The organism is Actinoplanes palleronii (assembly GCF_016862315.1).
GTDB lineage: Bacteria > Actinomycetota > Actinomycetes > Mycobacteriales > Micromonosporaceae > Actinoplanes > Actinoplanes palleronii.
The window spans coordinates 1-11,384 of record NZ_BOMS01000063.1 but is presented as its reverse complement, the minus strand read 5'-3'; the positions used below and the strand labels follow the sequence as shown (position 1 = coordinate 11,384).

Below are 11,384 nucleotides of genomic sequence, written 5' to 3'. Positions count from 1 at the left end.
CCGGGTTGAGGCACCCCTGACGACCAGCCGGGATCGCGGGACGGCCAAGTCAGCCGGAACGGCGCGGGTTCCCGGCCGGTTCACCGATGCGCTCGACGCAGTGATCCAGAAGCGTCGCGAGCAGTGGCGGACCTGCCCGTTCGACCACGTTCGGGCACGGTGTTCCATCGCACGGACGAGGATTCACGTCGCGGATGTGGCCGCACCGTAAACTCTGCGGCGCGCGACCACTTAACCTACAAAACCGGTGGGTTTTGTGGTTTGCTTGCCGGAGCACCGACCTGCGGGAGAGTAAAATGTCGAGCCTCGTCGAAGTGGCGGTGACCGCCAGTCGGGACGCCGTCACCAGCCGCACCATCGCGATCGTCGGCGGGGGCGCCAGCGGAGCGCTGCTGGCCCACTTGCTGATCCGCCACATGGACCGGCACGTCGTCCTGATCGCGCCGGATCCGTCACCCGGGCGCGGTGTCGCCTACGGCGCGGCCGAGCCGTGGCACATCCTGAACGCCCGGGCCGGCTCGATGAGCATCTGCCCGGACGACCCGATGCACCTGGTCCGCTGGTGCCGCGATCGCGGCGACGCCGTCGAGGGCACCGACTTCCTGCCCCGCAGCCTCTACGGCGACTACCTCGCCGACCAGTTCGCCGAGACCCTCGAGGAGTCCGGCGGCCGGCTGTGGCACCACGTCGCGACCGCCACCGCGCTGCGCCGCGACGCCGACGGGTACGTGGTCTACACCGACGCCGGCCCGGTCCGCGCCGAGCAGGTCATCCTCGCCGTCGGCAACCCGCGCCAGCAGCGGCTCCCCGGCATCAGCGACGCCGCCTACGCCAGCCCGCACCTGGTCACCGACCCGTGGTCGGCCTACCCGAAACCGGCCGCCGACGAGCCGGTCCTGCTGCTCGGCACCGGCCTGACCGCCGTCGACGTGGCGCTGAGCCTGACCGAGGCCGGTCACCGCGGCCCGATCGAGGCGATCTCCCGCCGTGGCCTGCACCCGCTGGCGCACCCCCAGTTGCCCCCGTCGTCCGCCCACCCCGACCTGCTGCTGGACGGCGCGCTCACGCTGCGCCAGCTGCTGAGCCGGGTCCGGCTGGCGATCGCCGGCGGCGCCGACTGGGTCGCGGTGGTGGACACCCTGCGGCACCGCGCGGACCGGCTCTGGGCCGAGTTCAGCGACGGTGACCGGGAGCGGTTCCTGCGGCACGTGGTCCGGTTCTGGGACGTGCACCGGCACCGGATGGCCCCGCCGGTCGCGGCGCGCATCGCGGAGTTGCAGGAGCAGGGCACGCTGCGGTTCTCGGCCGGTCGGCTGCGGTCGGTCGAGCCGGACCCGCGTGGTGGGCTGCTCGTCGAGATCGAGGGTGCCGCGCCGCGCCGGTACGCCGTGGTCATCTCGTGTACCGGGCCGGGCGCGCTGCCCGGCTCCGCCGATCCGTTCCTGAACGGGCTGTTCCAGGACGGCACCGTCCGCCCCGGCCCGTACGGCCTCGGCGTCGACACCGACCCGGACGGCCGGATCCAGCCCGGCCTGTGGCTGGTCGGCCCGCTGCGGCGCGGCCACACGTGGGAGACGACCGCCGTACCGGAGATCCGCGGTCAGGTGGACCGGCTGGTGGCCGCGCTCACCACCACGAACGTCGAGAGCCCGGTGCGATAGCCGGGGGCATCGACGCCGGTGCGTACAGTGCGCGGGTGCCCACGCTCCCGCTCGCGCATCGATGGACGCTGGGCGTCTTCCTGCTCGTGGTGACGGCCACCTGGTGGCACCCTCCGCACCCGGCCGAACAGGCCATGCACCACTCGCTGACCGTCGTGGGGCTGGTGGCTCTGCTGCTGGTGCAGCGCCGGCAGCCCCTGCCGTACCCCTCATTTCTGTTGATTTTGATCTTTTTGGTGGTGCACTCGGTCGCGGCGCGGTGGATGTACTCGTTCGTGCCCTACGACGACTGGACCGAGCAGTTGTTCGGGGTGCGGCTCAACGAGGTGTTCGGCTGGCGGCGCAACAACTTCGACCGGCTGGTGCACCTGTCCTACGGGCTCTGTTTCGGCCCGGTGCTGTTCGCCCGGTTCCGCGGAGCGGGGCGTGGCGTCCGCTGGTCGGCGGTGGCGGCGGTGGAGGTGGTGCTGTCCACGAGCGCGCTCTACGAGCTGCTCGAATGGGCGATCGCGATGACGTTGTCGCCGGGCACGGCCGAGGCCTACAACGGCCAGCAGGGCGACGTGTGGGATGCGCAGAAGGACATGGCGATCGCCACGGCCGGGGCGCTGCTGGGGGTTGCGGTCGCCTCACTCCGGCTCCTCTGCCGGCAGCCGGAGCCTCGGTGATCACCTGCGCCGGGCTGTTCTTGTCGGACCTTCTTTGTAGGCTCCTGGCGTGACTGTCGAGGCCGCGCGCAGTGCGCTGATCGTGATCGACCTGATGCCCCGGATCGTGTCCCGCGCCCTGGGGCCGCATGCCGGTGCGGCGGTGGTGGCACGGTCGTTGTCGCTGGCCACGGCGTTCCGGGCGGCCGGTGGCGTGGTGGCGCTGGTCCGCGTCGAGCGCCCGGACGTGTCCGAGCAGCCACCGGGCAGCGGGTTCGTGCCGGAGATGACGCCGCAGGCCGGGGACATCGAGGTGGTGAAACAGACGGTCGGGGCGTTCTCCCGGACCGGGCTGGAGGCCGCCCTGCGCGAGCGCGGGGTGCAGACGGTGGTGATGGCCGGGATCGCGACCACGATGGGGGTGGAGTCGACGGCGCGGGCGGCGGCCGATCTCGGCTTCGAGGTGGTGTTCGCGTCCGACGCGATGAGCGGGATGACGGCGCAGGAGCATGAGCACGCGCTGACGGTGGTGCTGCCCCGCTTCGGCGAGGTGGTCACCACCGCAAAGATCCTGAAACGCCTCGAGTAACCGAGTCTGATCAGCTCACCCGGATCGCGGCGAAACTGGACGCGGCCTGGCAGGACACCCCGGGACGTGGTGCGCGCGGCCCCGCACGGCTCGGCACGCCGGTATGCGGGGTTGCGGGCGCTGGTGGCGCTGGGCCGGGCGACGCTCGACGACCTGTTGCCCGATCTCACCGCCGTTTCCACCGTCGGCGGGCTGGAGCGGCGACGGACGGCGGCCTCGCTGCTGAGGACGCGGTGAGCCTGTTCCGGATCACCGCGTTGCATCCGATGCTGCGCTCGCGGCCCGAAAGTGATCCTTGGGCGCGGGTTCATCTGACGTGCTGCCTGCCGGATTGCGCCCCGGCGGCAGCTGACGATCCGTGGGCCGGAATGCCGCTGCGGTGATTCCGCCGGACCCCATTTTTGTCGGACCCCGGGTGGAGGATGGCGGGGTCGGTGAGGAAAGGAGTTCGTGGTGGTGCTGCGGGTGGATCTGACGTTCGACTGTGTGCGGGCCGAGGAGCTGGCGGGGTTCTGGAAGGTCGCGCTGGGTTATGTGGACGAGCCGCCGCCTGCGCCGTTCACCACGCGGGCCGCGTGGGCGGCGTCGTTCGGGGAGCCGGCCGAGGACGAGGGCGGCGGCGCCTGGCTGCACGACCCGGACGGGGCCGGGCCGCGGCTGAGTTTCCTCGAGGTGCCCGAGCCGAAGGTGGCGAAGAACCGGCTGCACCTCGACGTCCGGGTCGGTAAGCACGGCGAGCCGTGGCCGCGGATCCTGGCCAAGGCCGAGGAGCTGCGGGCGGCCGGCGGGCGGGTGCTGGCGACCTACGACGGGCATCACGTGACGATGGCCGACCCGGAGGGGAACGAGTTCTGTGTGGCCGCCTGAATGCGTTTTCCCTTTCCGAATACTTGTCCGCAGAATTGTTGACAATCAGCGTCGTCCATTCGAGGTTAAAGCCACAGGTCGTTCATAGCCTCCAATGTTTGTATTACCGGCGAGCGAGAACGAATCCGGCGGGATTCCTTCGCGATCACGGCGGACCAGGAACGACGCCATCCTGGGGCCGCCGGAAACCGGCACAGCAAACCGGATCGGCGACACCCGTCGCCGGCCGACAGGAGGACCAGTGAAACAACCGTCGTATCAGGGGCGCCTCCTTCCGAAACCCGATGAGGAGGTGTTCGACCAGGGCCTCGGCTTCGACCTCGGCACCCTCATGGGCCGCCGCCAGGTGTTGCGCGCGTTCGGCATCGGCGCGGCCACTCTCGGGCTCGCGGCGTGCAGCGACGGCAAGTCCGGCAGTGCCACGCCCACGGCCACCGCCAGTGCTTCGACGTCGTCCGGGGAGATCCCGGACGAGACCGCCGGGCCGTACCCGGGTGACGGGTCGAACGGGCCGGACGTCCTCGAGGAGACCGGGATCGTCCGCAGTGACATCCGGTCCAGCTTCGGCGACGCGACGACCACCGCCGAGGGGGTGCCGATGACCCTGGAGCTGACCATCAAGGACCTGGCGAAGAGCGGCGCCGCGTTCGCCGGCGTCGCCGTCTACGTGTGGCACTGCGACCGCGCCGGTGGGTATTCGATGTACTCCGACGGGCTGACCAAGGAGAACTACCTGCGCGGTGTGCAGATCGCCGACGCGGACGGCAAGGTGAAGTTCACCAGCATCTTCCCGGCCTGCTACACCGGCCGGTGGCCGCACATCCACTTCGAGGTGTTCCCCAGCCAGGCCGACATCGCCGACTCCACGAAGGCGATCGCGACCTCCCAGGTGGCGCTGCCGAAGGACGTCTGCGACGTCGTCTACCAGGAGAAGGGGTACGAAGCCTCGGTCACCAACCTCGCCCAGGTGACCCTGCAGAACGACAACGTCTTCGGTGACGACGCCGGCGCCAGCCAGCTCGGCACCGCGACCGGCGACGTGACCAGCGGATACGCGGTGTCGCTCGCGGTCGGCATGGACACCGGCACCACGCCGGCCGCCGGCGCGGCCCCGGCGGGCGGCGGCCAGCCCGGCGGCACCCCGCCGAGCGGCGCTCCCGGCGGTGGCGGCCCGGGCGGCGCTCCCCCGTCCGGCGCACCCGGTGGCGGCCCGGGCGGCACCCCGCCGTCCGGCGCACCGGCCGGCGCCGCGCCGAGCGCCGCGTCCTGACCCCGGCGCGCGCCTGATTACGGGTGGGGAGCGACCCGGCCCCTCGGCCGTTCCCCACCCGCCCGGGGTCGTCGGCGTCCTGGCGTGTGAAGTTCAGGTGCGCTCCGCACCCAAAGTCCCCACGCCCGGCTCCAAGCAATATGCGCAAGATTCGCGTTTCGCGTAGATCAGCCGATCGTGACCGTCCGGGCCCAATCCGGTGGCCGTCGTAGCTCCACGTCCGACTTTTTCGGATCTCGGTAGAAGAGGCCCACCACGGTCCGGCACGGCGGCGGCGCCTCCGGCCACGGCGTCCAGCCGTCGGTCAGTGCCACGATCACGTCCGGTCTGGTCCGCAGCGCCTGAGCGAACCCGGCCCGCAGATCGGTGCCCCCGCCACCGATCAGCGGGATGCCCTCGGCCTGGCACAGCGGGTGCGCCACCCCGGCTGCCGCGTCACACGAGACCACCCCGACCAGGTCGCGCCGCCCGCCGACCGCCCGGCCGATCGCGGCCACTTCCAGCAGGGCGGTGCCCAGCTCCTCGTCGCTCACCGAACCCGAGGTGTCGATCACGACGCAGACCCGGGGTGGGTTACGGCGCAAGGCCGGCAGGATCACTCGCGGCAGGGCGGCGGCGCGGCGAGCCGGTCTTCCGTACGTGTAATCGTCACCCGCACCGGCCGACGCGGACGCCGAGCGCACCGCCGCGCCCAGCAGCTCGCGCCACGGCTGCGGCGGATGGAACGCCCGTTCCGCCCAGCGCTGCCAGCCCTTCGGCGCGGTGCCGGGCTGCCCGTCGATGGCCTGCGCCACCCGGTAGCGCACCGCATCGCGCTCGTGCTCGCTCAGCCCGTGCGCGCCGTCCGGGCCGAGATCCCACACCCGGTCACCACCGTCCGCGCCACTGCCGCAGTCCAGCCACGCGTACCCGTCGGTGAACCGGCCCAGCCCGAACCGCGGCAGGTAGTCCTCCATCAGCAGCCCGGCCGGCAACCGCAGGTGGTCGGGGTGCACCGCCCCGGACGGGTACGGCAGGCCGTCGCCGTACACGTCGTCGTTGATCTCGCAGTCCGCGGCGATGTTGAGCCGGAGCCGTTCGCCGGCCCGGTTCAGGCCGTGCTTGTCGACGTACCGGTCGCCGCGGCCGTGGTGGTCGCGCAGCAGGTGGGAGACCTCGTGCACCCAGACCGCGGCCAGCTCGTCGAGCGGGGCGTGCGCGACGAACGCCGGCGAGACGTAACAGCGCCAGTGCCGGTCGACCGCCATCGTCGGCGTCCGTGGCGAGTCCACCACGTGCAGCGCGAACAGCGCCGACGCCAGGTAGGGCCGGGCCTTCGCGGCGTAGAGGCGGGCGGCGTAGAGCTTCTCGGTGTCCAGTTCTTTCCGGCCAAGATCAGCTATATCGGTCATCGGCCCGTTCCGGCCAGCTGGGCCACGGTCATCGCGCCGGCCAGCCGTTCGAGCCCGGCCGGCAGCGGCCAGTCGTCGCGCCGCAACGCCGCCAGCTCACCGGCCGGCACCACCAGCAGGTCCGGCGCGCCGCCGTCGAGCGCACGGACCAGCACGGCCCAGGCCGCCTCCCACCGCTCCCGGCCGCCGTTGTTCCGGACCGCTTCGACAACCCCGTCGAGTACGGCCTGACGAAGATCCCCGCGCTCCGGCAGCACCGCGTTGCCCGGGTCGGCCAGCAGCGCCTCCGGGTCGGGCAGGTCCATCCGGTCCAGCCCGGCCAGCAGCTCCAACCCGGGACCGTCCCCGACGACGCCACGGACCAGCATCGACAGCACCTCACGGGACGTGCCGGCGGCCGTACCGAACGCGATCAGCCGCACCGCCATCTCCCAGGTGCGCGGCGACGGCCAGGCCCCGCCACGCTTGGTCTCCGACTGCGGCAGCTGGTGCACGAGCTTCGGCCGCGCGGTCAGCACCTCGCCGACCGCGCGCCGGGCGTACGCCACCGCGTCGACCAGCCGCGCCGGGTCGAGCCGGGGCAGCGCCGAGCGCGGCCACGTCCCGCCGAGCCCGCGCACCACCACCGCATGGTCATAGGTCCACTGCAGGTGCACGAACCGGTTCGCCAGGGGCGCGCTCAGCTCCCAGCCGTCGGCGGCCGACCCGCGCGGGTTGGCCGCCGCCACGATCCGTACCCCGGGCGGCAGGGTGAGCGCGCCGACCCGGCGTTCCAGCACCAGCCGCAGCAGGGCGGCCTGCACCGCGGGCGGCGCGGTCGACAGCTCGTCCAGGAAGAGCAGGCCCCGACCGGCCTTGACCAGCCGGACCGCCCAGTCCGGCGGCGCCATCGGCACGCCGTGCACGGCCGGGTCGTCACCGATCACCGGCAGGCCGGAGAAGTCGGTGGGCTCGTGCACGCTGGCGATCACCGTGGTCAGCGGCAGGTCCAGGGACGTGGCGAGCTGGGTGAGGGCGGCGGTCTTGCCGATGCCGGGCGCTCCCCAGAGCAGCACCGGGAGGTCGGCGGCGACGGCCAGGGTGAGTGCTTCGAGCTGGGTGTCCGGGCGCGGTTCGGTGGTGGTGGCGGAGAGCAGGGCGAGCAGGTCGGCAGCGATGTCGAGAGTCATTCAGCGGATCACCTTTGTCTTTGTCGGGGTTTTTGGACGGGCTTGCCGGGGTCTTTCGCCGGCGGGCGGGCGGGCTTGTCCAGGTGTTTCGCCGGCGGGCGGGCTTGTCCAGGTCTTTCGCCTGCGGGCGGGCTTGTCCGGGAGCGGGCCGATCAGCCCGGCCCGGTACTGCTGGTAGGTGACGTGCCGCTGCTCGACCCGGGCGAGCTCGTCGCGGAGCGGGCCGTCGCGCAGCACGGCGTCCGGACCGAGCAGCACGGCGACCGCGGCCAGGGCGCCGGACAGGTCGCCGTGGTCGAGGCGGGCCCGGATGTCGACGAGGGTCTCCGGGCGCCGCGCCGCGCGGTCGATCACCTGCAGGCAGGGCAGCGGCGTGCCGCCGAACGCCACCAGGATCTCCTCGCGGAGCAGCTCCACCGGGTCGTGATCGAGAGCGGACAGGACGCCGTCGCGCAGGGCGATGCGGTGCTGGTCGCCACGGCAGTCGACCAGGCGGGGCTGGTCGGGGCGGGGTGCGGTCGAGGGCGGGGCGCCGGGGGCCAGGGCCGCGGCGACCAAGGGGTGCAGCTGACCGGGTTCGATCAGGCCGGCGTGCAGGAGTTCGAGGTCGGGCGGGATCCAGGTGGCGGCGTCGGGGAGGACGAGCGCCTTGCCGGCGGCCGTAGTGCTCGGCGCTGTTCGGGCGGGTAGGAGGTGGGTGGTGCGGGCGTCCAGGCGTACCAGAACGGGGTCTGACGGCCGGCCCTCCGCCTGCCGCAAGAGATCCGCCTCCGCCTCCCACCGATGGGCGGCGCAGCCGTCCTCGGCCCACGTGTCGGCCGTCTCGCCCTTGGTCGCCGGCCACGTTGCCGCGCCGGAGCGTTCGCGCAGCTCAGCGGCGTGGCGGGCGTCCCAGAGGTGGCGGTGCAGATCCAGGCGGAACCGGCGGTGCGGTCGGGTGGCGCCGGCCGCCGCGGAGCCGTCCCACAGCGCGAGGGTGATCCGCTGGTCGGCGTCGGCCCAGGCCGGCGCGGTGCGGGCGACCAGGTGCAGCCGCGGGCTGTAGCGGACCAGCGAGAGGGTCAAGCCGGGGCGCAGCAGACCGGTTCTGATCCGGGGCAGGTGCCAGCGCAGCAGGTCCGGGGCGAGGTGGAGCAGATCGGTGCGGATCTCGTCGGCCAGGGCACGGCCGTGCCGGTCGTCGAGGAAACGGGTGTTCAGATCCGGATCGACCCGGGCCGCGGCGCACGCGCCGGCCCAGTCACCGGCCTGCCGGCGCGCGGTGGCGGTTTTGATCATGGAGGGCGGCACGGCGTACTGCCGCACGTGGTGCCAGGCGAGGAGACGGGGGTGGTGGCCGTCCACGAGGGAGCGCATCAGCACTCACTTCGGGTGGACATGGCCCCCTCTCGGACGTGTGAGGTAAGCATCGCGAGGGAGCATAGCGGGTCGGCGCGGGCCCGGCATCCACAAATTTCTGTACTACCGTCCTCGATGTGCTCCCCTTTACGTCCTCCGCTTCCCCGCCGGGTGCGTCCGATCGGCGAGACCGAAAGAGGTCAGCGAGTGGGCGGCTGCGGGTCGTGATCGGCCACGCGCCGGACGGCGGGCCGGTCCACCTGGACCTGACCGAGGCAGCCGACGGCGGCATCGGGCCGCACGGCGTGGTCGCCGGCTCCGGCGCGGCCGAGCTGCTGCGGGCCGTCGTGCACGGTCTCGCCGCCGGACACTCCCCGGACGAGGTCACGTTCGTGCTGCTGGACGCGGAGTCCGGGGCGTTCGGCGCGCTGGACCGGCTGCCGCACACCGCGGTGCTGCTCGACGGCGCCCGCCCCGACCTGCTCCCCCGGCTGATCGAGGTCCTCGAGGGCGAACTGGCCCGCCGCAAACGCCTGCTGGTCGCGGCCGGCTGCTCCAGCCACCGCGAATACCTCCGGCTCACCGCGAACCACCCGCCGATGCCGGCCCTGGTCCTCGCCTGCCACGGCTTCCCGGCCCTGCTCGCCGGCCGCCCGGCCCTGCTCGACCTGTTCCGCCGGATCGGCTGGCTCGGCCGGGCCCGCGGCCTCCACCTGCTCCTCGCCGGCACGGAGCTCACCGAGGCCGGCCTGCACGACCTGACCACGTACTTCGGCTACCGGATCGCCCTGCCCGGCGCCCCTGACCTGCTGCTCGGCTCCCCCGCCGCCAGGTCTCTGCCACCCGGGCACGGCTTCCTCTCCAGCGGCCCCGGCGGCCTGTCCACCGACCCCGGCCTCCCGGACACCGACCCCGACCTCCCGCACACCGGTTCCGGTCTCCCTTCCACCGGTCCCGGCTCGGACGCCGGCGCCGCGGGGCCGCTGCCGTTCCGCTTTGCCGTCGCGCCCGGCAGCCTGCCCGCGCCGCTCGCCACCGGCCCGCCGCCGACGCACCGCACCTGGCTGCCCCCGCTCGACGAGGCACCCACCCTCGACGAGCTAGCCGGGCCGGTCATGACCGATACCGATCAAACCCCGAGGTTCGCCGACCACACCCTGCACGGCGCCCTGCAGGTCCCGATCGCGATCCTCGACAAGCCCCGCGAACACCGCCGCGACATCATCTGGCTCCCGGCCGCCGGCAACGTCGCGATCGTCGGTGCTCCCGGTTCCGGCAGAACCACCCTCCTTCGTACGCTGATCGTCGCCCTGGCCCTGTCACACACCGCCCCGGACGTCCGCATCCTGGCCCCGTCCTCGATCGCCGCCGACTACCGGCAGCTCCCCCTGGTCCACGGGGTCCTGGGCCCGGCCGCCGACGTGTCCATCGCGGCCGATGACGCGCGGCGTGATCTGTACGCCCGTCTCGACGACCCGCAGGGCGACACGGTGCTCATGATCGACGGCTGGGCGGAGTTCTGGGACGCCCGCCCCGACTGGCACGACCTGCTCCTGCAGATCGCCGAACGCGGTACCGCCCGTGGCCTTCACCTCGTCGCCACCGCCGCGAGCTGGTCCGATTTCGATCCCCGCTTCGCGGAGCATTTCGCGTCCCGCCTGGAGCTGCGCCTCACCGATCCGGCCGAGTCCGCGATCGACCCGGCGGTCGCCGCCACCGTCCCGCCGGACCAGCCCGGCCGCGGCATCGTCCCGGCACCGGGCACCCCGGCCGGCGCCCTGCACTTCCTGGCCACCCGCCCCGAACTCGCCGCGACCCCGCACGCCGACCTGCTCGCCGCGCTCCACACCGACCACTGCGCGGAATGCGGCTTCACCTATCGCAGCATCGCACCGGCCGAGGTGCCGTCCCGGCTCCGCACCACCGGTTCGCGCTTCGCCGCCGCCCTGCTCGCGGCCACCGACCTGCGCCGCCGCCCGGCCCCGGACGTCTGGTCCGCACTGGAATACACCTGCCACGTCCGCGACATGCTCCGCGTCCAGCGGGACCGGCTGGCCTTGGCCCTGGCCGTCGACAACCCGTCCTTCACGCCGATGGGCCGCGACGAACGCCCGGTCCGGGACGCCTACAACACTCAGGACCCACACACCGTCCTGACCGAATTGGACCAGGCCGCCGAGGCCCTGGCGGCTGCTGTCGAGGCGTTGACCCCGGCCGAGCTGGCCCGCACCGGAACCTACAACTGGCCCAGCCCCGCCACCCGAACCCTGCTCTGGGTCGCCCGCCACACCCTCCACGAAACCGTCCACCACACCCTCGACATCACCCGCCAGTCCCCACCCCGCACCCCCTGAAGTCACCCGAACTCCCCACGCAGCGGCTGGTTGCGGGGTGCGTGTCGACGCGCGGCGCGCCGCACCCAACGCTGCGTGGGCACTTTCGGCGCGAAACG

At 73.0% G+C, this 11,384-nt stretch carries 10 protein-coding genes; 7 read left to right on the top strand and 3 right to left on the bottom strand.

Translation table 11 applies throughout. From position 1 onward, the window contains the following. The first annotated feature begins 296 nt into the window (after positions 1–296). The 6 genes from Apa02nite_RS22775 to Apa02nite_RS22750 all read left to right on the top strand — a co-directional run bounded on the left by Apa02nite_RS22775 (position 297) and on the right by Apa02nite_RS22750 (position 5,034). Entirely contained in the window at positions 297–1,661 is a 1,365-nt protein-coding gene (locus Apa02nite_RS22775) for an FAD/NAD(P)-binding protein (RefSeq protein WP_203826789.1), read from the top strand. Between the two features lie 35 nt (positions 1,662–1,696). Next, positions 1,697–2,329: a DUF2238 domain-containing protein gene (locus Apa02nite_RS22770; RefSeq protein WP_239164490.1), complete on the top strand. Its 633-nt coding sequence runs from the start codon at positions 1,697–1,699 to the stop codon at positions 2,327–2,329. Positions 2,330–2,378: 49 nt separating this feature from the next. Then, a complete protein-coding gene (locus Apa02nite_RS22765; RefSeq protein ID WP_239164489.1) occupies positions 2,379–2,897 on the top strand; it encodes an isochorismatase family protein in 519 nt (172 codons plus the stop codon). Positions 2,898–2,963: 66 nt separating this feature from the next. Continuing rightward, entirely contained in the window at positions 2,964–3,134 is a 171-nt protein-coding gene (locus tag Apa02nite_RS22760; protein ID WP_203826788.1) for a hypothetical protein, read from the top strand. Between the two features lie 216 nt (positions 3,135–3,350). Then, the gene (locus Apa02nite_RS22755; protein ID WP_203826787.1) at positions 3,351–3,764 is read left to right on the top strand and encodes a VOC family protein; all 414 of its coding nucleotides are present in this window, start codon (positions 3,351–3,353) and stop codon (positions 3,762–3,764) included. Between the two features lie 241 nt (positions 3,765–4,005). After that, positions 4,006–5,034 carry an intradiol ring-cleavage dioxygenase gene (locus Apa02nite_RS22750; RefSeq protein ID WP_239164488.1) on the top strand — a complete coding sequence of 343 codons (1,029 nt, stop codon included), beginning with the start codon at positions 4,006–4,008 and terminating at the stop codon, positions 5,032–5,034. Between the two features lie 167 nt (positions 5,035–5,201). On the opposite strand, the gene Apa02nite_RS22745 is transcribed toward Apa02nite_RS22750, so the two are convergent. From Apa02nite_RS22745 to Apa02nite_RS22735, 3 genes are read right to left on the bottom strand one after another with little or no spacing between them, the layout of a single operon-like run. Next, positions 5,202–6,425, bottom strand: a complete 1,224-nt coding sequence (locus Apa02nite_RS22745; RefSeq protein WP_203826785.1) for a vWA domain-containing protein — start codon at positions 6,423–6,425, stop codon at positions 5,202–5,204. After that, positions 6,422–7,594, bottom strand: a complete 1,173-nt coding sequence (locus Apa02nite_RS22740; protein WP_203826784.1) for an AAA family ATPase — start codon at positions 7,592–7,594, stop codon at positions 6,422–6,424. Before Apa02nite_RS22740 ends, Apa02nite_RS22745 begins: the two co-directional genes overlap by 4 nt. Then, complete coding sequence (locus Apa02nite_RS22735; protein ID WP_203826783.1) at positions 7,595–8,950, bottom strand: hypothetical protein; 1,356 nt, start codon at positions 8,948–8,950, stop codon at positions 7,595–7,597. A 119-nt stretch (positions 8,951–9,069) separates the two neighbouring features. Between Apa02nite_RS22735 and Apa02nite_RS22730 the strand changes: the two genes are divergently transcribed. Further along, on the top strand, positions 9,070–11,286 hold the full coding sequence (locus Apa02nite_RS22730) for an FtsK/SpoIIIE domain-containing protein (protein WP_275412507.1): 2,217 nt from the start codon (positions 9,070–9,072) through the stop codon (positions 11,284–11,286). Positions 11,287–11,384: the final 98 nt, after the last annotated feature.